The sequence below is a fragment of the Pseudobutyrivibrio ruminis DSM 9787 genome, from assembly GCF_900218035.1.
Lineage (GTDB): Bacteria > Bacillota > Clostridia > Lachnospirales > Lachnospiraceae > Pseudobutyrivibrio > Pseudobutyrivibrio ruminis.
The window spans coordinates 34545-60857 of record NZ_OBMR01000005.1; the positions used below are offsets into that span (position 1 = coordinate 34545).

Annotated in this window: 19 protein-coding genes; 6 read left to right on the plus strand and 13 right to left on the minus strand. The window is 39.3% G+C overall.

What is annotated here, in order from left to right; genetic code table 11:
- Positions 1-4: 4 nt before the first annotated feature.
- The 6 genes from CRN97_RS05195 to guaA form a co-directional block, all read right to left on the minus strand.
- Positions 5-676: a methyltransferase family protein gene (locus CRN97_RS05195; RefSeq protein WP_097076112.1), complete on the minus strand. Its 672-nt coding sequence runs from the start codon at positions 674-676 to the stop codon at positions 5-7.
- Between the two features lie 24 nt (positions 677-700).
- Entirely contained in the window at positions 701-1528 is an 828-nt protein-coding gene (locus CRN97_RS05200) for a deoxyribonuclease IV (protein WP_097076113.1), read from the minus strand.
- Between the two features lie 37 nt (positions 1529-1565).
- Positions 1566-2408 (minus strand): damage-control phosphatase ARMT1 family protein, encoded by an 843-nt coding sequence (locus CRN97_RS05205; RefSeq protein ID WP_097076114.1) that lies wholly within the window; start codon positions 2406-2408, stop codon positions 1566-1568.
- 53 nt (positions 2409-2461) lie between these two features.
- Complete coding sequence (locus CRN97_RS05210) at positions 2462-3340, minus strand: SPL family radical SAM protein (RefSeq protein ID WP_097076115.1); 879 nt, start codon at positions 3338-3340, stop codon at positions 2462-2464.
- 66 nt (positions 3341-3406) lie between these two features.
- Positions 3407-4204, minus strand: coding sequence for a PDDEXK family nuclease (locus CRN97_RS05215; RefSeq protein WP_097076116.1), 798 nt, complete (start codon positions 4202-4204; stop codon positions 3407-3409).
- A gap of 569 nt (positions 4205-4773) precedes the next feature.
- Complete coding sequence (guaA, locus tag CRN97_RS05220; RefSeq protein ID WP_097076117.1) at positions 4774-6321, minus strand: glutamine-hydrolyzing GMP synthase; 1548 nt, start codon at positions 6319-6321, stop codon at positions 4774-4776.
- Positions 6322-6448: 127 nt separating this feature from the next.
- On the opposite strand from guaA, the gene CRN97_RS05225 reads away from it, so the two are divergent.
- The 5 genes from CRN97_RS05225 to CRN97_RS05245 all read left to right on the plus strand — a co-directional run bounded on the left by CRN97_RS05225 (position 6449) and on the right by CRN97_RS05245 (position 11218).
- Entirely contained in the window at positions 6449-6949 is a 501-nt protein-coding gene (locus CRN97_RS05225) for a hypothetical protein (protein ID WP_097076118.1), read from the plus strand.
- 66 nt (positions 6950-7015) lie between these two features.
- Positions 7016-8404 carry a Trk system potassium transporter TrkA gene (trkA, locus tag CRN97_RS05230; protein WP_074788765.1) on the plus strand — a complete coding sequence of 463 codons (1389 nt, stop codon included), beginning with the start codon at positions 7016-7018 and terminating at the stop codon, positions 8402-8404.
- Between the two features lie 6 nt (positions 8405-8410).
- Positions 8411-9910: a TrkH family potassium uptake protein gene (locus CRN97_RS05235; RefSeq protein WP_097076119.1), complete on the plus strand. Its 1500-nt coding sequence runs from the start codon at positions 8411-8413 to the stop codon at positions 9908-9910.
- Positions 9907-10566, plus strand: coding sequence for a hypothetical protein (locus tag CRN97_RS05240; RefSeq protein ID WP_097076120.1), 660 nt, complete (start codon positions 9907-9909; stop codon positions 10564-10566). The genes CRN97_RS05235 and CRN97_RS05240 overlap by 4 nt, the downstream gene beginning before the upstream one ends.
- Positions 10567-10615: 49 nt before the next feature.
- The gene (locus CRN97_RS05245) at positions 10616-11218 is read left to right on the plus strand and encodes a cytidylate kinase-like family protein (protein ID WP_044937393.1); all 603 of its coding nucleotides are present in this window, start codon (positions 10616-10618) and stop codon (positions 11216-11218) included.
- Between the two features lie 121 nt (positions 11219-11339).
- Here CRN97_RS05245 and CRN97_RS05250 read toward each other — a convergent pair whose 3' ends face one another.
- From CRN97_RS05250 to hypB, 4 genes are all read right to left on the minus strand, one after another.
- Positions 11340-12095, minus strand: coding sequence for a helix-turn-helix domain-containing protein (locus CRN97_RS05250; protein ID WP_097076121.1), 756 nt, complete (start codon positions 12093-12095; stop codon positions 11340-11342).
- Positions 12096-12210: 115 nt separating this feature from the next.
- Positions 12211-13212, minus strand: coding sequence for an alpha/beta hydrolase (locus CRN97_RS05255; protein WP_097076122.1), 1002 nt, complete (start codon positions 13210-13212; stop codon positions 12211-12213).
- 58 nt (positions 13213-13270) lie between these two features.
- Positions 13271-16054, minus strand: coding sequence for an FAD-dependent oxidoreductase (locus tag CRN97_RS05260; RefSeq protein ID WP_177175592.1), 2784 nt, complete (start codon positions 16052-16054; stop codon positions 13271-13273).
- Positions 16055-16127: 73 nt separating this feature from the next.
- Positions 16128-16799: a hydrogenase nickel incorporation protein HypB gene (hypB, locus tag CRN97_RS05265; protein WP_074788759.1), complete on the minus strand. Its 672-nt coding sequence runs from the start codon at positions 16797-16799 to the stop codon at positions 16128-16130.
- A gap of 277 nt (positions 16800-17076) precedes the next feature.
- Here hypB and CRN97_RS05270 point away from each other — a divergent pair, with 277 nt between their 5' ends.
- Positions 17077-17889 (plus strand): transglutaminase domain-containing protein, encoded by an 813-nt coding sequence (locus CRN97_RS05270; protein ID WP_097076123.1) that lies wholly within the window; start codon positions 17077-17079, stop codon positions 17887-17889.
- A gap of 321 nt (positions 17890-18210) precedes the next feature.
- On the opposite strand, the gene CRN97_RS05275 is transcribed toward CRN97_RS05270, so the two are convergent.
- The 3 genes from CRN97_RS05275 to CRN97_RS05285 all read right to left on the minus strand — a co-directional run bounded on the left by CRN97_RS05275 (position 18211) and on the right by CRN97_RS05285 (position 26300).
- Positions 18211-18798 (minus strand): class D sortase, encoded by a 588-nt coding sequence (locus CRN97_RS05275; protein WP_097076124.1) that lies wholly within the window; start codon positions 18796-18798, stop codon positions 18211-18213.
- Positions 18788-23758, minus strand: a complete 4971-nt coding sequence (locus CRN97_RS05280) for an MSCRAMM family protein (RefSeq protein WP_097076125.1) — start codon at positions 23756-23758, stop codon at positions 18788-18790. Before CRN97_RS05280 ends, CRN97_RS05275 begins: the two co-directional genes overlap by 11 nt.
- Before the next feature lie 184 nt (positions 23759-23942).
- Positions 23943-26300, minus strand: coding sequence for an ATP-binding protein (locus tag CRN97_RS05285; protein WP_097076126.1), 2358 nt, complete (start codon positions 26298-26300; stop codon positions 23943-23945).
- Positions 26301-26313 lie beyond the last annotated feature (13 nt).

Genomic DNA, 26313 nt, shown 5'->3' on the forward strand with positions numbered 1-26313 from the left:
CCCTCTACCAAACAAATGGAATAAGCCTATATTTTACCCGCTCTTTGTACTGCTTGTATCCAGCAAGCCCTTCTTCTAGGACCTTCTCCTCATTTCTAATACGCTTTACAATGATTGGAAGATATACAAGCATTATTACAAATGAAAAAATAGAGCCTAGGATAATTGGCATAGCTAAAAATAGCAGAACTGTTGCCATATACATTGGATGGCGCACTATTCCATATAGGCCTGTATCAACCACCTTCTGGCCTTCCTGCACTTCTATGGTTCTTGAAAGATATTCATTTTCCCTAAGTACTTCGGCATACAGCGCATAGGCTAACAAAAAAAGTATCGTGCCTAAAATCGTCACCCACGCTGGTAGCACCAGCCATGAAAATCTGAAATTCAAACCTGCAACTATGAAGGATAACAAAAACATTAGACCGCTGAACAAGACCACTTCCTTTTGCTCCATCTGTTCTTCCTTTGCATTTAATCGCTTCCGCAAAAGCTCTGGATTTTTCTTCATCAGAATCAATCCCGCTACAAACATAGGAATAAAAAGCACTCCCATAAGCAACCAGGCCTGCCAAAAGGCAAAGCTTCCTGCCGCTGGAAATAGCAGCAGTCCCACTAATATCACACCTGCAAAAAATTTAATTAGTGCCGAAATCAGTAATTTATTTGTCATAGCTTGCTCCCCCCAATAATCAGCTTACATCCAGCTGTTTACAATTGCTATTTCCTCAATATATCCTGCATCATCATTTGGTGTTTCCAAAATAAATGGAAGATTTTGAAGAGTAGGATGTGTTGCAATTCGTTTCATAGCTTCCATTCCAATGCAGCCCTGGCCTAACTTCTCATGGCGGTCCTTTGCTGCTCCGCATTCATTTTTACTATCATTAAAATGAATTGCCTTCAATCTGTCCAAACCGATGATTTTATCAAACTGTGTAAGCACACCATCAAGGTCATTTACGACATCATAGCCACCATCCCAAACATGGCATGTGTCAAGGCAAACTCCCAGTTTGTCACTAAGCGTAGTGCGGTCAATAATTTCTCTTAATTCCTCAAAAGTTTTGCCCACCTCTGAACCTTTGCCAGCCATAGTCTCTAAGAGCACTGTGGTCTGCATCTCAGGGAAAAGTGCTTGATTCAAGCCATCAGCAATCTGCTGAATTCCTATTTCTGGCCCTTGGCCCGTGTGAGAACCTGGATGGAAATTGTAGTACTGATTTGGAACCTGCTCCATCCTTTGCAAATCCTGCTTAAGCATATCGAGAGCATTCGCTCTGGTCTCTGGCTTTGCAGAGCAAAGATTCATAGTGTAGCTGGCATGAGCTACAAGTGTACCAAATTTCTTTTCCTGCAATATTTGCTGAAGCTTTTCAACATCTTCTGGCTCTATATCCTTTGCTTTTCCACCACGTGGATTTCTTGTAAACCATGCAAATGTGTTTCCTCCAAAATCCACCATCTGACGTCCCATTGCTTCATATCCGTTTGTCACTGATAAGTGACAGCCTATATATATCATTAAAAATCTCCTTAGTTGTCATATTTTTCCGACATGCTTATGCTTCCTCAACAAACATTCCGGTAAGTCTTGGTACATTAAATCGGCTTACAAACAAATCGCATTTGCATAAAAATGTGAAAAAAGCATGGTGCCCTTCCCCCGCAAAGGATTCATAATTTGCCTGCCCTTTAGATAGAATAACATCAGCATTATCTATTGCTTTTTTCGCTTGCTCCGGAAGCATTTTATAGACAGTTCCTGCAATCTTCTCACCATTTGTAATTACAGTAAATTCATCTGTCAAACCAACATATTTTGCATCTTCTATAGTAGCATCATTATATGCTTCACCGCCACGAACCATTACAGTTATTTCAAGATTTGGGAACTGCTTTTTAAGCTGGCGTAGAAAAAGCTTATCAAGGACAATCTCTCCACAATTATCTGTAAGAAGTAAAAAAGATTTTCCCTTGCTGCACTGCTTGCCAAAAGAATCAAATGTTGCCTGCTCATCAACTCTCATGTCAGTGTCGTTGAATAACTCTAAAAATGTATTTTCATCTACATCCTGCATCACACCAAAATCAATGTAGTTTCCAATTCGAGCCATCACAAGAGCAGTAGCAAGCGGATTATCGCTTGCTTCTATTTTCTCTTCTAAGCCCTGTTCCATAGAAAGTACTAAATCATTATATTTTTTATTGATGTCTCTAAAACTAGGCATTGGTCCAATGTATTTTTCATATGCCTTATTAAATGCAAAATTCATCTCTGCACTACATGCATTTTCATCACGATTATCAAGTATATTTTTAACCTCTTTCAAATATTCCTTGTCATCAGTCTTTAGCTGTTGTCTATCATACATGCATTTTGCACAACTTGGTGTAAGTTTCATCTAGTAAAAGCTCCTCTTCCATATGCAAACTCTTGGGCCTGCCTTGCAATTGATTATACCAAATTAAGCGTCAACTGTTCATATCTCTCGGGTAAATCATTCATAAATCTGAAGCAATCATTAGGCTTATAAAGGATGTTGTGAGATTTGCAGGTATCCTCAAAAAGACTCATAAGCTTTGCATTGTTAGGACTTGGTACATTATAGGAATTGCCATAGGTTCTAATGTATTTTTCTTTCAATCCTGGAAAATTTTTATCCAATGCCTCATAAAAATATTCCCTGTCACCTTCCCTCAAGGTCACGCCCATATCAAAGCAAATAATGCCCTTCACACCTACGCGAATACATTCTTCTAGTATCGCATTTACGTTTTCTTCTGTATCGTTTACAAAAGGAAGAATTGGTGTCAGCCAAACCACTGTTGGAATGCCACGCTTTTGCATCTCCTCTAACACCTGTATTCTCCGTTTCGTGTTGCAAACATTTGGTTCTAGAATAGCGCACAAGTCATCGTCATAAGTAGTCAATGTCATCTGCACTACTGCCTTTGCCTTCTGATTAATTTCATCCAAAAGATCAATATCCCTAAGAATCCTGTCTGACTTTGTCTGAATCGCTATGCCAAATTCATATTTAGAAATGATTTCTAAGCATTGTCTTGTGAGCTTTAACTGCTCTTCGCAGTGCATATATGGATCTGACATAGAACCCGTGCCAATCATACATTTTTTTCTTTTTGATTTAAGCGCGGCCTCTAAAAGCTCTGGGGCATTCTGCTTCACCTCAATATCCTCAAAGGCATGGGTAAACTGATAGCATTTGCTTCTGCTATCACAATAAATACAGCCGTGAGTGCAGCCGCGATATATGTTCATACCGCATCGGCCATTATTTGCAGTTAATATCCCCTTCGCATTTACGAAATGCATTTGTTGCCTCCTGCCTTCCTCATTATTAATCCGCATTATAACAATATTGTGAATTGTCGTCCATATCTACAACAAAAACTCCCGTATTTTCTCTTCTACAAGCCTAACATCAATTGGTGCATCTGATGACTCCATAGTTGTAATCAAATCTCTTCCTTGAAGGTAACCATTTTTCTCATAATTATGTATCTTCTTAAAATTCTTTGTAGCATAATCCATATCCGAAAGAATCCCTAGATGTTCCCAATAAATAGTCTTTCTTGTAATTGTATTCAATGCGACAAAGTCAGGATATACCGCACTATAGCCCAGTTCTAACATCGGCTCATATTGATAAGGAACATTATACTTATCCAAGGAATCAGCAATAATCTTTTCCGACTTTGATCGTACCATCTCTCCTCGGTTTGTCTGATATAAACCCTCTTCTGGGAATGGATTCTGCTGCCCCGGATGTTTTTCTAACCAGTTTTGAATATATATATCATCAGGCTCTATTAGTGGGGTTACAATACTCTTTCTAGCACTAGGCAAATTCTCATATACAGCCTGAATTTCACTGATATCATAATTTGCAATAAATTTAATTAATACCTTTCTCAAATACAATAATTTGTTATTAACTGCATTTACATAATCCCTTTGAATCAAATTCTTAACAAGCTTACTTTTATCCTTCCCTGCATATTTACGTTTTCCTGTCCCTTTTTCGGTTATGTAATATTGGTTGCATCCTCTGACTGTGGACGCTTTTATTCCATGCTCTGGAAGATCTTTTAGTTTCGCTAAGTTTTTCTCATTAAGTTTTATCAAATCATCCAGTTCTCTTAACTGTTTTTCTAATTCTTCTCTATAATTTTTCAACTCTTACTCCTCTTTCTAAAAAAATCATCCCAAACAGAGTTTTTACCAGTTGGGGATGCATAATATTTTTTTTCATTTTTCAATCATGCAACCCGTATCCCCTTTACATCATTCTGGGATGCATGATTGTCTTATAACTTCATCTCCTATCAATATTAAACTCATCCTAAAAAGCACATTTGTCCTTTTGGGATGCATAAGTACTCTCAGTCATGCATCCCTAATTGTAATTCAATCCTATTGGGTTGCATTCATTAATTAGCATATGCATCCCTAATTACATATAACTTTATATTGGATGCATAACGCCAAAATATCCGAAATTGGGAATACTATCAATGAAACTATCACATGAAAAAGTTATAGATTTGTATAAAGAAAAAATGATATGCAGTAATATAACTCCAGATATATAAATTGTCAACACCTATTTATATCCTCTATTCATACGCACAAAAAAAGCCGTAGCAAATGTATTGAATACATTCACTACGGCTCATTTTATTGTCACTACACTTCCATACACCTCTCAAAGCCTTGTAAATACTGGCTTTGCAAGAATGCTGGTATTATTCCATCTCCACAGTTCCTGGTGGCTTAGAAGTCAAATCGTACATTACGCGGTTGACGCCCTTAACCTCGTTGATGATGCGGCTCATTACACGCTGAAGAACTTCGAATGGAATCTCAGAAGCTTCTGCTGTCATGAAGTCTACTGTTTCAACGGCGCGAAGTACTACTGCGTAGTCGTATGTACGCTCGTCGCCCATAACGCCTACTGAGCGCATGTTTGAAAGTGCTGCAAAGTACTGATCTGGAAGCTTTGCAAGGCCTGCCTCTGCAAGCTCTGTACGATAAATATAATCAGCATCCTGAACGATGCGAACCTTTTCTGCTGTAACCTCTCCGATGATACGAATACCAAGGCCTGGGCCTGGGAATGGCTGACGGAATACAAGGTATTCTGGCAAGCCAAGCTCTAAACCGACCTTACGTACTTCGTCCTTGAAAAGATTGCGAAGCGGCTCGATGATTTCTTTGAAATCAACATAGTCAGGAAGACCACCTACATTATGGTGAGACTTGATAACTACTGACTCACCGCCAAGGCCTGATTCAACAACGTCTGGATAGATAGTTCCCTGTGCAAGGAAATCAACAGTGCCAATTTTCTTAGCTTCTTCCTCGAATACACGAATGAATTCCTCGCCAATGATTTTACGCTTGCGTTCTGGCTCTTCGACGCCTGCGAGCTTTGCGTAATAACGCTCTGCTGCATTAACACGAACAAAATTAATATCAAATGAGCCTTCTGGACCAAATACTGATTCTACCTCATCGCCCTCGTTTTTACGAAGAAGACCATGATCAACGAAAACACATGTAAGCTGCTTTCCAATTGCCTTTGCAAGAAGCGCTGCTAGAACAGATGAATCAACACCACCAGAAAGAGCAAGAAGCACTTTTCCTGAACCTACGCGCTCTCTAATTTCTCCGATTGTCTGCTCAACAAAGGAATCCATACGCCATGTGCCAGCTGTCTGACAGATGTTTCTTACAAAGTTGTGGAGGATTTCCTTTCCACGAACAGTGTGGAGTACCTCTGGATGGAACTGAATAGCGTAAAGCTTTTTATCTTCACAAGCTGCTGCTGCAACTGGGCAATCATTTGTGTGAGCAATGATATCAAACCCAGGTGCCACTGAAGAAATGTAATCAAAGTGGCTCATCCAAACAACTGTTGAGTCCTCAACACCTGCAAAAAGAGTATCCTTTGATCCGTCAATAAATGTCTCAGTTTTGCCATATTCACGAACTGGCGCTTTCTCAACCTTACCACCAAGAACATGCATCATAAGCTGTGCGCCATAGCAAAGACCAAGCACTGGTATACCAAGTTCAAAAAGTTCCTTAGTATAGGTAGGTGCCCCTTCCTCATAACATGAATTAGGACCTCCTGTCAGGATAATTCCTTTAGGATTCATCTCTTTAATTTGGTCGATAGGGGTACGATAAGAATAAATCTCACAATAGACATTACATTCTCTGACACGACGTGCCACAAGCTGATTGTATTGTCCGCCGAAATCAATAACAATGACTTTCTCTTGATTCATAGCAGCTCCTTACTAGATAAATTTTTCTAAAGTATAGATGAAATTTTCAAAATCTTCAACAAAAAAACTTAATATTAACAGGATTTCATTCGATACAATATTTAGATATGAAGAAAAAGGAGTTTCTATGAGTGTAAGCGTAACCAATTCATTAAGCATAAGATTGTTTTACAATCACTACTCATCGGTAGCAAGTGGCTCTACTAGAAAGAATTCTACCACTGGTACCCTTTCTTTTGCTGACGCTACTGCTTTACGCAACGCCGTCAGAAATCTCCAAGATTATAAATTCGAAGATGTAACCAAAGACCAGATTCAGGAGAAGCTTAAAGCATTCACTGACACCATGAACAATACCCTTGAATCTGCAGCTAAATACGGCAAAGGAAACTCTTCTGTAAAACATGCCGCATCCACTATTAAAAACCTTAATACTCAATATGCTTCTGATTTGGCTAAAATTGGTATTACTGTAAATAAAGATGGCAGTATGTCACTATATGAAAATGCTGCCAAAAACTACTCTGTCAGCAAGTTCTCAGAGTTCTTTGATAAGGACTCACAATACTTGTCTGATTTATATAGCGCTGCAAAGCGTATTACTAGAAGGGTCGATGTGCGAATTTAACTTGAATTTTTGCCTCTATTCGACTACATTTATTATGTAATATTTTGTTTATTCGGAGGCAATAAAATGGCTTTTGGTAAATCCTCAAAACGAGGACTTAAAATAATCATCGTAGGATGCGGTAAAGTTGGCCGTACCCTTGTTGATAGACTTTCAAAAGAAGGTCACGATATTGTAGTAATCGATCAGAAACAGGATCGAATCGATAATCTTACAAATCTATACGACATAATGGGAATTCAAGGAAATGGTGCCAGCTACAGCATTCAGGTTGAGGCTGGCATTAAAGATGCAGACCTCATTATTGCCGTTACAAACTCTGATGAGCTGAATCTACTATGCTGTACAATTGCAAAGCAGGTAGGTGACTGCGCTTCTATCGCCAGAGTTAGAAATCCTGACTATTCAAAGGAAATTTCATATCTTCAGGAGAAGCTGGGTCTTGTTATGATTATCAACCCAGAGTTTGAAGCTGCTAGAGAGATTTCATCTATTCTCTCATTGCCATCTACTCTTGAGGTATCTTCATTTGCTCATGGCCAGGCTGAGCTTGTTGAGTTTGCCATTGAAGAGGGAAATGTTTTGGATGGTCTCACTATCAAAGATTTGAGCTCAAATATTTCCAGCAAGGTTCTGATTACTGCTGTAAAACGCGGCAGTGATGTTGTAATCCCTTCCGGTGATTACACACTTCGAGCAGGTGATATTGTATGTGCCGTTGGTGCTAGACGATTTGCACGTACCTTCCTCAATGAAATTGGATTCAAAACACGACAGGTTCGTGATTGCTTGATTGTTGGTGGTGGAAAATCTTCTTTCTACCTTGCAAAGCTTTTGCTCCAGGCCAGAATCAATGTGCGCATTATCGAGCGTGATAAGGAGCGCTGTGAGGAGCTTTCTGTTATGCTTCCAAAGGCTACCATCATTAATGGAGATGGCGGTGATGAGGCATTACTTAGAGAAGAAGGCATTGAATACGTTGAAAGCTTCGTTCCTCTCACTGGAATTGATGAAGAAAACATCCTTTTAACTCTTTATGCTAATCAAGTTAGCAATGCAAAGGTTGTTACAAAGGTTAATAGAATCAGCTTTGACAACGTATTGTCTCAGCTCAACTTAGGATCAGTGGTTTACCCACGACACATCACAGCAGAATCAATTATCGCTTATGTACGTGCAAAGAGTGCGTCAGGCGATGGTGATGATATTCTTACACTCTACCACCTATTCGATCAAAAGGTAGAGGCTATTGAGTTCAATATTAGTGAGCAGTCAAAGGCAACTGGAGTACCATTCTCTGTTCTCCAATTTAAGGACAATGTGCTTATCGCCTTTATCAACCGCAACGGTACAATCATCATCCCTAGCGGTTCTGACACTATTGAAGTCGGTGATACTGTAATGGTTGTCACAACCCACACTGGCTTCGGCTCTATACTTGATACATTGAGGTAATCGGATATGAATACTTCCGTTATTCGTTTTATTTTAGGATATGTTGTTGGATTCTTAGGCTTGTTCCTGATGCTTCCTATCATGGTAGCTCTCATATATCACGAAGATGTATGGATTTACTATGCAGTTGTTGCATTTCCTTGCCTTATCATCGGAATCCTAAACAGCTATTTCCGTCCAAAGAAATTTGTTTTCTATTTAAAAGAAGGATTCTTCTGCACAGGCGCATCTTGGGTTGCCCTTTCTGTAATCGGTGCCCTTCCACTTCGCCTTAGCGGAGAGATTCCACATTATGTAGATGCTTTATTTGAGGCAGTTTCCGGATTCACCACCACTGGTGCATCCATCCTTGATAACGTAGAGTTGCTTACTCACGCCTCACTATTTTGGCGAAGCTTCACTCACTTTGTTGGTGGTATGGGAGTTTTAGTATTCCTACTTACAGTCATTCCACTTGCCGGTGGTGAGGGCTCTCAGTTCAACCTGATGAAAGCAGAATCACCTGGACCTTCTGTTGGAAAGCTTGTTCCTAAGCTGAAAAACACTGCCCAGATGCTTTACCTCATCTACATTGGACTTACACTTTTAGAATTTATACTTCTGCTTATTGCAGGCATGACACCATTTGAAGCAATCAACACCTCTATCGCCACAGCTGGTACTGGTGGATTTGGTATCTACGCTGATAGTATTGCCGGTTTCAACGTTGCATGTCAGTGGATTGTAGCAATATTCATGTTTATATTTGGTGTAAACTTCAACTTTTACTACTACCTACTCTTCCATCACGCAAGAGATGCTTTCAGAATGGAAGAAGTTAAAATGTACACCGCACTTACAGTTGGTTCTATTGGAATCATCACTATAAACATTTTAAATAGTAGTGCAAACCTTTTTGAAGCTGTGACAAAAGCAGCATTCCAGGTAACATCAATTCAGTCATCTACTGGTTTCTCTACTGCAGATTTTGCCCAGTGGCCACAGACTAGCCGATGTGTACTTGTACTTCTGATGTTTATTGGTGCCTGTGCAGGTTCAACTGGTGGTGGTATAAAGGTATCGAGATTCGTCCTTATGGGAAAGGCTGTACACAAAGAGTTAATCAGCTACATCCATCCTAGAAGCGTCAGAAAGACTCGCATGGATGGCAAGCCTGTTAACCATGATACAATCCGTTCCAACAACGTATTTTTTGGAACATTCATGCTCATCTTCTTTGTAAGTGTATTTGCACTTTCATTCGAAGATTTAGATTTTTCAACTATATTTACAGCTGTTATCGCTACAATGAGTAATATTGGACCTGGACTTAGCATGGTTGGTCCTGCAGCAAACTTTGGTTTCTTCAGTGATTTTTCAAAGATTATCCTTATCTTTGATATGCTTGCAGGTCGACTTGAATTGTTCCCAATTCTCATGCTCTTCCATCCTAATATATGGACTGATTTGTTTAAGAAACGTCGCTGTAAAGAATTGAAACACGCAGGAAAAGTACTTAAAAAATGAAATTAAATACAACTATTTTAGAAATGACTGATGCCTATTTGCATCAGTCATTTTATCAATCTAACGAAAAACTAAATATTATAGACTGTCGAGATATTGAAGGCACCAGATGCTATCTTGACGATGTAGCCAAGGCAGAGCTTATAAAACGAATAAGTAACGAACCAGCCGATGGTATTCACTTTATCGATTCCGGCAACTACCACTATCTCACCCTTCTTTGGTTGAGCAAAATAGATGTAGATTTCAATCTGGTTTTATTTGATCATCATCCTGACGATCAGCCACCAAGTTTTGGCATGATAACCTCTTGTGGCGGCTGGGTGTTGGAGGCAAAGGAGACATTGCCTCACCTAAAGAACGTTTACACCTTTGGTGTTGGTGATATGCCTGATATTTCTGATATTCCCACTGATTTACCACTGTACATTTCTATCGACAAGGATGTACTATCCACCGATTATGCCATCACAGATTGGGACCAGGGAACAATGACCTTGCCTGAAATGACAGATATTCTGGAAAAGATTTTTTCCACACATGAAATATATGGTGTAGATATCTGTGGAGATTCCGGAGAAATGGCAGAAAATGGGGTTCCAATCAATAGTCAGACAAATGCAACTCTTTTTGACTTTTTGTCACAAAAAAAATAAAATATAAGTAAGAAAAGTATCAAATCAAATGTGATTGGAGGGAACAACTATGTATCCAGTAATTACCATCTCAAGAGAATTTGGCAGCGGCGGTCATAGCATAGGCGAGGCTGTGGCAAAACAGTTGAACATCCCATTTTATGACGGAGAAATTGTTAATCGCGTAGCAGTAGAAAGCGGTTATGCAAAGGAACTTATAGAGACTCAGGGTGAGTACACTTCATCCACAGCAATGTGGTTTGATATCTCTGCGGCAGGAACAATGTACTTCCAGAGCCCACAGGACGAAATCTTTATTGCGCAGAAAAAGGTAATCCTTGACTGTGCAAGCAAAGGACCATGTGTAATTGTTGGACGTTGTGCTGATTATATCCTCAGAAAAGAGGGTGTTCGTTGCATGAATGTTATGATTCACGCAGATATGGAGCATAGAAAGAAACGTGTTTTAGAGCGCTACGAAAATATCGAGAATGTCAGCATTGAAAAGAGACTCGCAAAAAAAGATAAGCAGCGTAAAACATATTACAAGTACTACACTGACAAGAACTGGGGCGACTTCCGTGAATATGATGTAATCCTTGATAGCGGCACCCTGGGTGAAGGAATGTGTGTAAAGACAATCTGTGATTTAGCTGCAGCTTTCCCAGAATAAATAGAAATAAAAAAGCAATCAAAAAAGCTAAATGTTACATAGACAAACCTTAGTGTTTCTCCGCTTAGCGTAGAATGCTTCGCTTGAGAAACCTAAGAGTTTGCCTATTACATTTAGCTTTTTATTGCATTTTATGAAGACGGCCCTGTATAGGCATCAGTATTAATACGAATAACACTCCATAAAACAACGACAACACTGCTACCGCCATGTTTGGCCCAATTGTATCTGGTGACTCACTCCACACTATAGCAAGCACTGCTACAAATCCCATTATGCTGGAAAGTATTCCGCCAAGGATTGCCCCTCTCTGGGCGTATTTTACAGCAAATTCGCATTCTGCAGCTACCACTGCAACATCGTCCTCTATCTCTGCTTTCTTTCCAAAAATCAGCTTAAACGCTCCCAGAAAGCTTTTCATCTGTCCACCTGCTCCTAAAACAATAAGCTGTATAGCAAGCACAAATACTACAGATGGAATATCAAGGAAATATACTACTCTGCTTCCGCTGACTGTAACTATACCAATCAGCCCTAACATCAACAATACAAAGCCTAATGCTAAACCTAACACTACTGATTTTTTGTCATTCTTATTTTCCTGAACATCCTTTACTAAACTAACCATTATTTCTTCCGCCTTTCCACTATATGCCTCTGCGTTCAGGCGCTCACCGGATAACAGCTCATTTACATTAATATCAAGTGCCTTGCACAGTTCTGGCATGATGCTGGTGTCAGGCAATCCTTTGCCAGTTTCCCATCTGGAAACTGCTTTATCACTGACTCCCACCTGATCTGCCAATTGTTTTTGTGTAAGTCCTTTTTCCTTTCTCATTTCAGAGATAAATGAACCTGTCTTTATTAAGTCTAACATGTGACCTCCTGCCGCTACTTTAATTACACCTTTAGGCTATAAGAAAAGACGCCTAGAATAAACCTATGTATGCTAGAATCCGCCTAGAATCTGACTCCACGAAAACTAGAACTCCCTAGATTACTGACTCCCAGAACTCCACTGCCCTATCAAGCCAGCCTTCAGCCTTTGTGCGAATGCCAAGGCCGATGCCGTGAGGTACACCAAAGTACTTCTCATAGATATGATTAACGCCATGTGCCTTGAGGGCGCTTTCAAAAACATCAGCATGACGACTTGCAGGAACAAGAACATCCCACGAGCCTGAATACATGAATGTTGGTGGATAATCATCCTCGATATATTTCTGCACATCAAGAAGCACTCGACCTCTTCTGATGTGACGCAATCCAAACATATGGAAGCTGCCTCTGTTGCTAAGCCAAATGCCCATCAAACCAATCCAAATGTTCCAGTAAGGATGATGTAACCAATCGTTTACGCATGTCCAAGGATATCCTAATATGACAGCTCCAGGCTTAGGCAATTGGTAATCCATATAACCAAACTTGTGACTGGAAAAGATTCCCGCCAGATTTCCACCTGCTGAAAATCCCATCAATGCATAGCCGTCTAAAGAGACACCGTATTGGTCCTGATTTTGCTGAATCATCTGTAATGCTGTGCCTAAATCCTGCATTGGAGCAAAAGCTTCGCAATCACGTCCCGTGCGATACTCAAGCACAAAGGCATTTACTCCCATTTCATTAAGAGTTGCCGCAACAGGATATCCCTCCTGTCTTGTGCAAAGATGTGCATAACCTCCACCTGGAAGAACAACTACAAATCGCTTGCTCTTAGGGTTATCTGCTGGAAAATACATAAGCCTAACATCTCTTTTATGTTTATCCTTAGACATTTCCTCCATGGAATACACCGGAATTTGCCTAAATCTACCGGATGCCTGCAGCTCTTTTACTCTGGCTCTACCGCCCTTCACATTATTTGATTTATGCTCAATATAATACATTCTAGCAATCGAATAAACCGTAAATAGGAATGTAAGAATAAGATACGCGATAATCAGTGTTCTCACCGTCTCGCCAAATCCGTTTGCAAATAAATAAATATTTCGCATTGTCTTCCTCCGAATTAAAAAAGGTGCTACCTCAGTAGCACCTTTTATTATAGCATTTTTATCTGTGCTTGAAAGCAACCTTAATACGCTGCTTTAATCCGTTTGGAAGAACATACTTAAGCTTGTCCTCAGATGGAGTCATCTTTGAACACTCTGGATGCTCTCTGTAAAGCTTGATAGCATCGAATTCGCACTTAGTTGTACATACACCACAACCAATACACTTATTCTCATCTACTACTGAAGCACCACACTTGAGACATCTAGCTGTCTCTTTCTTGATCTGCTCCTCTGTAAGCTCTACTGTCTTATCGCGGAATGTAAGCTCTCCATCAACAGTTGTCTTTGAAACGCCTGGAATCTGACGTGCGCTGTGATCATAATCACCAATCTTGATGTTTTCTTTATCAAGCTCGATGAAGTCACGACGGTTACGTCCGATTGTAAGTGAGCTGTGTGGCTGTACAAATCTGTGGATTGAGATAGCTCCCTCACGACCGGCTGCGATAGCATCGATAGCAAAACGTGGGCCTGTGTACATATCACCACCAACAAAGATATCTGGCTCATCTGTCTGGTATGTAAGAGCATCAGCCTTAGGGCCTCTCTCGATAACAACCTTAGAACCCTTGAAGAGATCTCCGTATACGCTACGCTGTCCTACTGAGAAGATAACGTGCTTACACTCTACAGTGATTGTGTCATTCTCATCGTACTGTGGAGAGAATCTACCTGTCTCGTCCTTAACACGAGTACACTTCTTAAGAACGATTCCCTTAACAGCTCCTGCCTCATCAACAAGAACCTCCTTTGGTCCCCATCCACAGTTAAGCTCAACGCCCTCTGCTTCAACGATTTCGATTTCCTCTGGAGATGCAGGCATGATGTCTCTGCTCTCAAGACAGAACATAGAAACCTTTTCGTTTCCAACACGTCTAGCAGAACGAGCAACGTCGATAGCAACGTTACCACCACCGATAACAACAAGGTCACCCTTGATATCGTATTTCTCGTTCTCTGAGCACTCGTGAAGGAAATCGACAGCTGTTGCTGTACCGATAGCATCATCACCTGGTACGCCTGGCTTGTTACCACCCTGGCAACCAATAGCTACGTAGAATGCCTTGTAGCCCTGGCTACGTAACTCATCAAGTGAAATATCCTTACCAACTTCAACGCCACACTTAATCTCTACACCAAGCTCCTTGATGATTTCGATTTCAGCGTCGATAACGTTGTTCTCAAGTACGAATGATGGAATACCGTAACGAAGCATACCACCTGGATACTTGCTCTTTTCAAAGATTGTAGGCTTGTAGCCCTTAAGTGCTAAGAAGTAAGCACAAGAAAGACCTGCAGGACCTGCACCAATAATAGCTACTTTCTCTGTGAACTCACCCTTCTGTGAAGGAACGATCTTCTTAGGGATGTAGCGTGTCTCTGACTTAAGATCCATCTCTGCTAAGAAACGCTTAACTTCATCGATTGCAATTGCCTCATCGATTGTTCCACGTGTACAAGCTGCCTCACAACGTCTGTTACATACACGACCGCAGATTGCTGGAAGTGGATTGTCCTGCTTGATAAGAGCAAGAGCTTCTTTGTAACGTCCCTGAGCTGCCATACGAAGGTAACCCTGGATAGCGATATGTGCAGGACAAGCTGTCTTACATGGAGCTGTACCTGTGTCATAGCAGTTGATTCTGTTTGTGTCACGATAGTTGTCGTTCCACTCGTCTGTTGACCACTTGCGCTCTGTTGGAAGAACCTGCTTTGGATACTCAACCTGTGAGCCATCAGCCTTGCAAAGCTTCTGACCAAGCTTAACAGCACCAGCTGGGCAGTTTTCAACACACTTACCACAAGCAACACAGTCCTCTGCTGTAACGTGAGCAACATACGCTGAACGTGACATATTTGGAGTATTGAAAAGCTGTGATGTACGAAGTGCATAACATACATTTACATTACAGTTACAGATAGCGAAGATTTTATTCTCGCCATCGATATTTGTGATCTGGTGAACGAAGCCGTTGTCCTCAGCCTGCTTAAAAATATCAAGAGCCTCTTCCTTAGTGATGTAAACACCACCCTTGTTTGTCTCAACAACGTAGTCTGCCATATCACCAACTGCGATACACCATCCTTCTGGATCATCAGCGCAGCCCTCGTCATATGTCTTTCTAGAAAGACGGCAAGAACATGGTGACTTAGCATACTTTCCTTCGTATTTATCGAGCCAGTAAGAAATCTTCTCAAGTCCGATTGCTTCCTGCTCCATTGAAATAGCGTCCTCTACAGGGATAACGTGCATACCAATACCAGCGCCTCCTGGTGGTACCATGTGTGTAAGTCCCTCAAGTGGAAGACGGCTCATTCTCTCAAAGAAACGTCCCATCTCAGGATGCTCAGCCAAGAAATCCTGATTCATGTTTGAGAACTCTGCAGAACCTGGAACGAACATAGGAAGTACCCACTGCTTTTCGTGAGCTTCGTTCTCATAGTTCCACTCTAAAAGACCTGTCCAGCTAGCTTTCTCAAGTCTTTCCTCAAGTGTCTTTTCATCAAGGCCAGTGATTTCAAGAAGCTCCTTGAATGTCTTTGGCTTTCTAATGCCACCCATAGAAAGTGCAAGCTCTGCAATTTCCTTTGTAGGTGCAAGATTTGCTACAGCCCAGTACTCTGGATCGTACTTTGTAATCTTCTGAAGACCAAGCTTGATTTTAGCTCTATCTGTGATTACCTTTCCAAGCTGAAGAATTTCTGGGCGTAGATCTTCATCCTTTAAATCATTTACCCAATCAGGATAAAAATCGCCCAAATTGTCTGGTCCGATACCCATATTAATTTCCTCCTTTAATTGCCCTAAAAAAAATAATATTTATACTTCCCTCAAAAAGTCTCAATTCCAAGCATTAAGCCTGCCACTGCTGAACCTGGCCCCTCAACCAGTCAACCCATTCATCAAATCCTTCGCCAGTTTTTGCTGAAACAAAGATAACCTTTGCATTAGGATTAAGACTGTGGATTCGTTCCACAACAGCCTCCTTTGAGAATTCGCTAAACACTGGAAGTGTGTCGCATTTGTTGATAAGCACTACATCACACACTGAAAACATCAGTGGGTACTTAAGTGGTTTGTCGTCTCCCTCGGGAACAGAGAGAATCATGGCGTTCTTTGATGAACCGGTATCAAATTCCGCTGGACAAACTAAATTACCAACGTTTTCCAGGAAGACAAGATCTAAGTCTTCTGTTCCAAACTCATGCAAGCCCTGGCGGGTCATATCTGCATCGAGATGGCACATGCCTCCTGTATGTATCTGAATTGCACGTGCTCCTGCCGCAGTAATTGTGGCAGCGTCCACATCAGAATCAATATCTGCCTCCATTACACCGATTTGCATTTCGTCCTTAAGACGTGCGATTGTTTGGCATAATGTGGTTGTTTTGCCAGAACCAGGAGCTGACATCAGATTAACAAGAAATGTTTTCTGTTCTTTAATCTCCTGTCTGAGCTTATCAGCATCTGCATCATTGTCTTCAAAGATACTCTGCTTAACTTCGATGATTTTGTAATCTAGCATAAGCTCTCCTAACCAAATTCTGTTAGTAAACTCTAACTCATTTTTTCAGTTTCCTGTATATATAATATACTCTAATTGATAAAAAATTGTCAATAAGTTTTTTCGCCACAAACCGGTATAAATTCTAGGACAAAGCTACTTTATTACACAGGGTGTGTATTATCACTGTGAATTCTTTGTGAACACGGGCTTTGTACAAATTTTATTCACCATTTCAAATTATAATCTGATAATAGGATGATTTTCCTTTGAAAACTACTATTTCGGGTGATGAGATATGAAAAAAAGAGTATGTTCGATTTGTCTTTTAATTACATTAATATTTAGCATACATTCTACCACATTTACCAGCACTGCGCTCACTTCAAATGAGCCTTTATACCCATATTTACAACTTCTTAATACGGACCAGCTCTCCGTATATAATCAGATTTACCAAAATATCATGAACTTCAATGACGAGCTATTTTTGTTGGATACTCCTATATCTGAAAAAAGCCTGGAAGATACAATGAATTCTCTATTCAATGATCATCCCGAGCTTTTCTGGGTGTACACATCTTATCAATATGCCGTAGATTCATCTAATATCGTTCATAAAGTTCGACTGAAATTCTGCATTACAAAGGATGAATTGCCACAGGCCCAAGCGAATTTCAATGATGTTTTGAATTCGCTGGTTTCTGGAGCAAAGCAATTTACCAGCCAAGTGGACCAGGAGAAATATTTGCATGACGCTATCTGTCAAATGAACACCTATGATCCTGACAACCATATGAATCAAAGCGCTTACTCTGCTCTTACAACAGGCACCTCAGTATGTGCCGGATACGCCAGAGCATTTCAGGCAGCCTGCCAGCGCCTTGGCATCACCTGCTATTATGTAACTGGAATCTCTATGGGAAGCACCCACGCATGGAACGTGGTTAAAATTGATGGAAAGTTTTACAACGTAGATTTGACCTGGGACGATTCAATCTCTGAATGTATCGGAGTAACATCCTACGACTATTTCAATAAAAGCGACGCCGCTTTTGCTTCCGACCACAGTCGCTCTAGCCTATCCGGAAGAATCGTGGCTTGTAACTGAGTATCTACTCTAGCTAAAATATTGAATTGCTATAATTTTAAGATTTTACTCTTATTTATAGCAGTTTTAGGCTGATATTCACTATAAATATCAGCTTTTTCTTTTGTCTATAGCAGTTCCAGATTAATCTTTGCTATATATTCCAGCTTTTTCTTTGTTTTATAGCATTTTCAAGCTGTCAACTGCTATAGATTTTGGCTTTACCTCATTCTTATAGCATTTCACTCCAAATATCTGCTATAAAATCAAAAAATCCTTGTATCTTATAGCAAATCAGCTTTGATTCCTGCTATAAATACAAGGATAGTATGAATCTTATAGTTATATCACTCGCTCAGCTATGATTACCAAGCGTTGTGTTGCTATGTATATTGGTGTGCAAGTGTAGAGAGTGAGTGTTTCTTTGCCTTCGATAGGTTCTAGAATCTCCACATCTGTAGGGTCCACCACCTGAATGTCTGTAACCACATATGTGTATGTTTCTGTGGCTGAATCCAGATAAATCAAATCATCTATTTCAACTTCATCAAGACGATTAAAGTATTTACCAAAGTTGTAATTGCGATGACCTGCGATTACGCAATTTCCTTCCTCTCCTGCAAATGCAGTTCCCGATTCATGTCCAAGAGAATCTGATAACACATCTCTTTCAGTGCCCTCTCGCACAGGATTTTCTGAATCGATAGATGGAATTCGGAGGATGTAGAGCATGTCTCCTGTAACTGCATCATTACCTTCTGTTTCTGGTGATGCAACACCGCTTTCAATCTTTTCTTTGAACTCTTCAACAGTATTCTTTTTTGAATAATATTGCTTTAGGTTTAATGCAATAGAACTGAGCAATAAGCCCAGTCCCAATGCGATTAACGTTAAACCTATTATCTTTTTAATAGATTGTTTACTTGTCATATTCCTTTTTCTTTCCAAGTGTCAAATACAAACCAACAAGGATAAGTGCCACTGCTGTGAGGTATCCAAACAATGTACCTACAAAACCACCTGTCTTTGCAAGGCGAGGTGCTGATGTATTCTGAGAATCATCGCTTAGATCAGTTCCCATAGCAATATCATTTTCCTTGAGAGTGAGTCCATCGACACCATCAACTGTTGTCTTACTACTACCGTAATAATTGTTAGCTGTGTATGTAGCACCGGCAGAAAATCCTACATCCGTTGATCCTGTGGATGGCTGTGTTGACGCTATAGCTGGAACTGGTTTACGCTGCGGTGTAACAATTTTTCCAATAGTTGAAAGTGATGAATCATTAAATATTCCATCCTTATTCTTTGTCTGAATTATACTTTCACTTGTTCCATCTTCTAAAATTGTCTCCCCTATAACCTTCATTGAAATTGGATTAACCGAATTATATCCTTCAATCTCTCCTTCAGGCTTAAGTACATATTCATCCTGATAATTCATATTGTATATATATTCGTTTGTTTCAGGATTAATCTCACTTGGTTCAACTCGTTCTAACTTATTTGTATCTTTATTAAACCTATATAACACAAATTTCATAGCAGAAAACATACTAGGATCCATTCCTAGTGTATCAGGACTGATTGTCACTGTTGCAGTCTTATCTGCATCATAATCATCATACATTGTAATCTTAGCATTCTCTGCCGTAACATAATCACTGTTTTCTTCATCAAATATTTCAAGTTTTAAATCAGTGGTAACTCTAAACTTTATTGATTCGGCCTTTCTATATCCGAGAGGTGCCTGATTCTCAATTAATGAATAAGTTCCCTCAGGTAATGAAATTTTCTCTGCAATTCCATCCGATACCCATGATGCCATCTCATCATTTGATGTAACTTCAATTATTTTAAGCTGAGCACCAACTAATTCATTACCTTGACCTGTAGATACTTTACTAAACACAATATTAGTTCTGTTTTTAGATATGCTAACCATATTTATAGTATCAACAGGCACACCTGAATCACCAGATACAACCTGCACCTGAAGCTTGTCATTTTCATCCTTTACGACTGTAAATCTGATATTAGAACCAGAATTATAACCAGTTGGAGCTTCTTCAGACAAAACATACTCACTATCCAAATATACTTTTACATTCTTTGGATTAATATCTTTACTATTCCATGTGATAGTATCTGTACCATCCTTAATAAGCTTCATTTTAGATCCTGCAAGAAGCTCACCATCCTCGGAATTCTCACGGCTATAAATATCTATTGTTATTGAAAGCTTTTCATATTCAAATGGAATAATTTGCTCATTAGACTTTCCTGCAACAAATTCCTGTGTTTCTTTATCTGAAGCACTTTCATACCCATCTGGACCAACAACTTCTTTGATAGTATATTTCTTTCCAGCTGTAAGTTTAACTGTAACAGCCTTTGCAACGCCATTATCCTTTGTTATAAGATGAAGAACCTCAGAATTAGAATCAGGGTCAATTACTGAATACTCAACTCCTGAAAGCGGCTCTCCTGCTTTATTATTTGCTGTTACCGTCAGGTAGAGAGCGCTGGTAAACTCTGCTCCAACATTAAACTGACTTTTTACGTCAACCTTTGCAGAAGCACTTTCATATCCTATAGTAATGATTTCAATACTGTTACTACAGTCTGTCAACTTTGTATCAACAACAGATGCATTGTAAGTAAGCTTATATACTTTATCTGTCTGTGGCAACGTAACATCCAGTACAGTGTTTGCCCCATTGCTTGAGACTTTCTTAGCATAGTTAGAGGCATCCACAAGGTTTTCATCTGTAACCTGACCATCCGCATCAGATATAGTGCACTCGTAAAGCTGGACTGACAGGCTATCAAGCTCTAATGAAGAACCAATAGTGTCTCTTACTGTGAAACCTTCTGGCAACTGATTTCTTGCTTTATTTATGTATACTGTGTAAGTAACATTACCTGTAGATTTGTCACCTTTACCAGTCTTAGACAAAACAGAGTTATTAATTGCTATGTTGTTTGATGTTACTTCTACTTTTTTATCGTTTGTTTTTAATATGTCCTCACTTACAAGTGTGGCTGTGTCATTAATTGTAAAGCTACCATTATTAACAGTCTGATATTTATCGCTAACTACTTTTGCAGTAAACTTTACTTTCTTTAAAGCATCATCGCCTGCTGCAATATCTCCAAGATTTACAACAATGTTTCCATTTGAATCATTTGTAGTTTTAACTTTGGTCCCATTAACTGTTACACCTGTCTCTTCCAAAACTTCAAGCTCATAATTGTCATATTTAAGCTGATTAGTAAGGACAACATTCTTCATGTCCATCTTGTTGGCGTCAACTATGATTTCACAATCAACAGTATGGTTATTGTAATTATAGTTTGAAATAGCAACCTGCAAGACATCACTTGTATAGGTTATTTTAGCTTCATCTGTCTGTGGTTCACTATTCTCAACAGCTATCAATGAAACTTTATTAGAAAATGCTGTTCCATTATTATTTGTTGTCCAAACATCCCTTTGTCCATCAACAAGCTTTGTCTTCATTTGAAAGACAGCTTTTTTATCCTGAAGCTTGTCAGCAAAGTCAAGAATAACATCATTGCCACTAGTATTAAGATTTACATCGTTCGATGTAAGTGTTGATTCTATATTCCCACCAACTGTATATATACTAATATCTCCAATTGAACCTGTTACATATTCCTGATTTGCTGGAATAATATCAGTAACTGTTACTGATGTTATATCCTGATATTCTTGGTTGACTGCCACTTCCCATGTAAGCTCATGAGTTGCGGGGTCGTAGGATTTTCCAGTTATTTGTATACCAGCCTTAAGATTTATACTACTTTCAGCTTTTACAGTAGGACCAGTAAATGTTCCCTCTCCATCTCCAAAATTATAGTCATATGTTATCCATGCATCATTCTTTGGATTTGATGTGTGATTCTTCTTTAAATAACCTGTCTGATAATTGGCAATTTGGGATTTGTATGTAATAATCCATTGGCCATCACTATTTGGATTTTCCAAATCTACCTTCCAGCTATAGTTATCAGAAGATGTTCCATTTGTCACCGAAACAGTAGAACCATTAACTTTAACATCACCTGCTAAAGTCATATTGGCACCATCTCCACCAAAGAGATCATACAAAGTAACATTCTTAATATCATAACCATTATTAGAAACAGTTATTTTCCATTCAATAACACCATTTGAATCTATAGTCCCTACAGATTCTTTTTTTAACCATTCCTTGACCTTTGTTTCGAAGGAAATACTTGCATCATTTCCTGTAACAATATCATCACCATTAGAATCTACAAGCTTTGGAGTTTCGTTAATTGTCGAACCAATAGTTGTTTTGTTACCGTTAACAATACCATTTGTCAAACCAAAATTTACAGTTGAATCATAGGTAATAGTTGTTATTCCATCAGCTGTATAATTTGGTGTCTTAAACTCAACTATAAGGTTAGTCCCCTCAATTTTTATATATAATGGTGTAGCTCCTTCTACTTGTACGCTGCTTTCATTGACAGTTTCATCTTTGGAAAGTTCAGCAACATATTTATACCCACCTGTGTAAGATTCTGGCCTAGAACTATTCTTTATAGTAGCAGTCCAACTTGCAGTACTATCATCTTTTTTTGAACCAGTCAAACTAATAGTAGGTGGCTCTTTCTTAAACTCAGAAATCTCAAAGGTATAGGTCTTTCCATCTGGTAAAACAATTTCCTGCTTGGCGTTTTCATCTTGTGGATCAAGCTCAAAACTCAGTCCAAAAGAACCATTTACAATCCCTTCATATGATGTTGTTAGATTAAATCTAACTTCTGCTTTAGTATTAGCTTCATTTGGAACTATACTGATAGTTCCAAGTATCTCACCTGATTGCAAATCCTTTACATCTGCTGTTTCTGCGTCTAAATTGATTTCTGAAATATCAATTTCAGCAAGCTTATAGGAATGATCTTTCTTTAAAGATTCTGAATCATCTGTATTGATTATCAAATTAGAAAAACTGTAAGTAGCATTAAAAGTCTTTGCTTTAGAAATCTCAATAGAAGTGTTATCACTAATGATTTTTCCATCAACCTGTATTTCAACACTAATCTCAAAGTCTCCAACCGTTGTCGGGTTAGTCTCGTCTGTTATATCAACTATGGCATACGTGGAAAAATGTTCTGCCTCAAAGCTAACCTTGCCATCGCCAACACTTGAATCTACAGACTCGGCCGACTGCATGGAATCCGCTATATGAAATACTTCCATATCTTTGTTAGCATCAGCTTTCACCTCTGCTGTGTCGATATTGTTGAAAGTTACCTGTACATTTCCCTTTGATGTATCTGGCTGAACCTCATTTCCATTTACGTCATAGATAGTGATGTCAAATGCCTTCACCTCTACTACTGACTTTGTATCAGCAAGGTTCTTTTCTACAGCATCCTCGATTTTAGAGATATTGCTTTTTCCAGTGATGGCAACTGCTTCAAAGTGGCTGTCCTTTGGAAGAACCCCTGCTGCTGCAGTCATGGAGATTCTCACTCCATCTACGTCTCTTGATTGAGAAAAAGCTACCTCTTCTGCCTCAGTCTCTTCAGAAACCACTTCCTCCGGAGTTATTTCTTCTGTCACTGTAGAAACTGAAGTTTCTGGCTGTTCAACGTCTTCTGTTACAACTGGCTCCTCCGCTTCTTTCTCTTCCTCTTTGTTAATAGGAACTTCTTCTTTCTTTTGTTCCTCAGTTATTATTTCTGTCTCTGGTGTCTCGAGCTGCGTCTGCTCCTCCACCGTCTCTTCCAGAATCTCATCGATTCCTTCTGCCTGCGACACTAAATCCGAGCTAAACGTGCTAAAAATAATAGCAAAGCCCAGCACTGCCGCCATAATTTTCTTTTTCATTATCTATAGTTCCCTTCTTATGCCTCAAAACTCTTGCCCCCCACTTGGAAACCAAATCATTCCAAACCAGTTTATTATTATAAAATGTAATGTTTTAAAGTCAATACAATCCTTGTTCTAAAATTGTATTTTCAGACATCTTGACAACAAAAAATAGAGACTGGTCTAAACCAGTCTCTATATGTTAATTGTAACTTATTTTACAGTCCAAAGTGATTGTTACTTCTGTTCCCAGATTCTTTTTCGACATAAGAGTGACATAACCGCCCATAAGCTCCACAAGCTTTTTGGTAATGGTAAGTCCCAGGCCGACGCCTGTAAGATTTGCATCCAAGGCATTTTCTTCTTTGGTGAATGCATCAAAGGCAATGTCTTTAAACTCATCGCTCATGCCAATACCATCATCTTTGATTGTAAATACCATCCTTGCCATACTCATGTTGCTGCAAGGCTGTTCTTCCAATGTTACCTTTATGGTACCACCTGCACCTGTAAACTTTAGAGAATTGTCGATAACCGCCATAATTGCCTGCATTAATCGTTCTCTATCTACCATAATATCCTTGGTCTTAATCTTTTTTGTCTTAACAGAATAATTAATACCTTTAGCATCAGCCCGTGGCTGTATATAACCTTCAATATCTTTTGCAAAGGCCGCCACATTAACCTTTCCTTTATTAAGAATCAGCTTGCCCTTATCAAGAATACTTGCATCGATAATTTTGTCGGCAGTAGTCTGGATGCCTTCGCTGTCATCCGCAATCTTTTTCAAGCTATCACTTACTAGTTTTTCATCGTCCATCACCTGACTAGCTGTACTTGAAATATTATGGATTTCTGTAATAGGCTCCTTGATGCTTCTTGCAATGTTTTCAATAAGAACTAATTGGTTTTTATTTGAATTTCGAAGAGCAAGAATAACCTTGTTCTTTCGGATTGTTCTCACATGAAGGATTATCACTGAAACAACAACAATCAATACAATGACAATCAGCACGCCCATCAAATAATCATCCAGCCAGTCTATAAATGAATAGTTATATAAATCCTTAGTATATTTGTAAGCAATACTCTCAGAATAATCATCTGCAAGAATATTAATACCTCGGTTTAAAAGACGGAGCAAACCGTCATTACCAATTTTTACGCCTAGGCATCTGCCATCCTTCTCAGAAAGCTGCCTAACGGATAATCGGTTGTACTTGTAATTCTTAAGAATCTCACCTGCACGCAAACCATTGAGAGTAGTACAATCAACTTCATGCTTCATAACAGCTTCCAAACACTGTTCGATATTATCGTAATAAACTATCTCTGCCTCGGGATAATATGTCTTTATGTAATAGTACTGCATGCTATTACTGCTATTTACAGCAAATGTAGCAGCGCTAGGATTGACCACAACATTATCAAATACTAACTCTGTACTGATAGAAACCACTGGTCCTGTCTGGTATATACCGTTTTGCTCAGAGTGGTAGATACCACCACCTACCGGAAATGCCACATCAATTTCTTCGTTATTGATGGCCGTAATCATGTCTTCGTATGTATCATATCCCACATAGGACACGCTGATATTGTTCTCATCAATAGCATTGAAAATGGCGGGCATCAGTTCTCTGATAACACCTGTTACATTTCCATACACATCTGTAGAACTGTATGGAAGATAATTATTTAAATAGCCTACCGTCAACGAATCATTATTGTCCAGCCAGGCTCTTTCAACAGATGACAATGCCTGCGCCGATACACTTGAGCCATGATACTTTGAACTAAGTGAGCTTGTATAATATGGCTCGTCATTAAATAAATCAGTCTGCGCAGCATTCAATTCTTTTAGAAGGTCACCTCTGCTGTTGCTGACACAAATATAGTAATCAGTCATTCCGAAGGTCAAAAGAACCTCGTAACCACTTCTCTTATTTGTACCTTCACCTTCAACAGCAAGAACATCTACTACTCCTGCCTCAAAATCTTCTGTAAGCTTATCAGTATATTCATAACGTACCACATCGGCTTCAACATTATTTCTTTCGAGATACTCATCTAGTGCATCTGCCATGGCACTATCAAGCACACCAATAGAATGTCCCGCTAACGTCTCCACATCACTAGTTATTTCATGATTACTTTCATATTTAACCAGATTATAGGATTCGGTACCCATTGCCATATCCGGATAGCCAATCAAATCTGCTCTTTCTTCCTTATAAGCAAGGCCGGCAAGCATATCGATATCGCCATCCAGCAACATCTGATAAAGCTCATTAAAGCTGCCATACACGTACTCATAACGCCATCCTGTGTACTCAGAAAGCTTCATATAGTATTCATAGGCATAGCCTGATTTTATAGCGTCTTCGGAGGCTCCTTCCTGGAATATTTCATTCTCATAGTAGCCAATTTTAACTGTCTTAGGTTGAACATTTGAAGCAGACACAAAAAGAGGACCTTGCAATAAAGATATAACAAGGCCCATAACTATCAGATATGTCAAATTCTTCAAATGGGTTCCTATAAAAGAAACTCTCCTCATAAATCAATCCCCT

What these genes read in the sequence shown, in the direction of transcription:
- CRN97_RS05195 (WP_097076112.1), bottom strand. Translation starts at nt 676, where the DNA reads ATGACAAATAAATTACTGATTTCGGCACTAATTAAATTTTTTGCAGGT.
- CRN97_RS05200 (WP_097076113.1), bottom strand. Translation starts at nt 1,528, where the DNA reads ATGATATATATAGGCTGTCACTTATCAGTGACAAACGGATATGAAGCA.
- CRN97_RS05205 (WP_097076114.1), bottom strand. Translation starts at nt 2,408, where the DNA reads ATGAAACTTACACCAAGTTGTGCAAAATGCATGTATGATAGACAACAG.
- CRN97_RS05210 (WP_097076115.1), bottom strand. Translation starts at nt 3,340, where the DNA reads ATGCATTTCGTAAATGCGAAGGGGATATTAACTGCAAATAATGGCCGA.
- guaA (WP_097076117.1), bottom strand. Translation starts at nt 6,321, where the DNA reads ATGAATCAAGAGAAAGTCATTGTTATTGATTTCGGCGGACAATACAAT.
- CRN97_RS05225 (WP_097076118.1), top strand. Translation starts at nt 6,449, where the DNA reads ATGAGTGTAAGCGTAACCAATTCATTAAGCATAAGATTGTTTTACAAT.
- trkA (WP_074788765.1), top strand. Translation starts at nt 7,016, where the DNA reads ATGGCTTTTGGTAAATCCTCAAAACGAGGACTTAAAATAATCATCGTA.
- CRN97_RS05235 (WP_097076119.1), top strand. Translation starts at nt 8,411, where the DNA reads ATGAATACTTCCGTTATTCGTTTTATTTTAGGATATGTTGTTGGATTC.
- CRN97_RS05240 (WP_097076120.1), top strand. Translation starts at nt 9,907, where the DNA reads ATGAAATTAAATACAACTATTTTAGAAATGACTGATGCCTATTTGCAT.
- CRN97_RS05245 (WP_044937393.1), top strand. Translation starts at nt 10,616, where the DNA reads ATGTATCCAGTAATTACCATCTCAAGAGAATTTGGCAGCGGCGGTCAT.
- CRN97_RS05250 (WP_097076121.1), bottom strand. Translation starts at nt 12,095, where the DNA reads ATGTTAGACTTAATAAAGACAGGTTCATTTATCTCTGAAATGAGAAAG.
- CRN97_RS05255 (WP_097076122.1), bottom strand. Translation starts at nt 13,212, where the DNA reads ATGCGAAATATTTATTTATTTGCAAACGGATTTGGCGAGACGGTGAGA.
- CRN97_RS05260 (WP_177175592.1), bottom strand. Translation starts at nt 16,054, where the DNA reads ATGGGTATCGGACCAGACAATTTGGGCGATTTTTATCCTGATTGGGTA.
- hypB (WP_074788759.1), bottom strand. Translation starts at nt 16,799, where the DNA reads ATGCTAGATTACAAAATCATCGAAGTTAAGCAGAGTATCTTTGAAGAC.
- CRN97_RS05270 (WP_097076123.1), top strand. Translation starts at nt 17,077, where the DNA reads ATGAAAAAAAGAGTATGTTCGATTTGTCTTTTAATTACATTAATATTT.
- CRN97_RS05275 (WP_097076124.1), bottom strand. Translation starts at nt 18,798, where the DNA reads ATGACAAGTAAACAATCTATTAAAAAGATAATAGGTTTAACGTTAATC.
- CRN97_RS05280 (WP_097076125.1), bottom strand. Translation starts at nt 23,758, where the DNA reads ATGAAAAAGAAAATTATGGCGGCAGTGCTGGGCTTTGCTATTATTTTT.
- CRN97_RS05285 (WP_097076126.1), bottom strand. Translation starts at nt 26,300, where the DNA reads ATGAGGAGAGTTTCTTTTATAGGAACCCATTTGAAGAATTTGACATAT.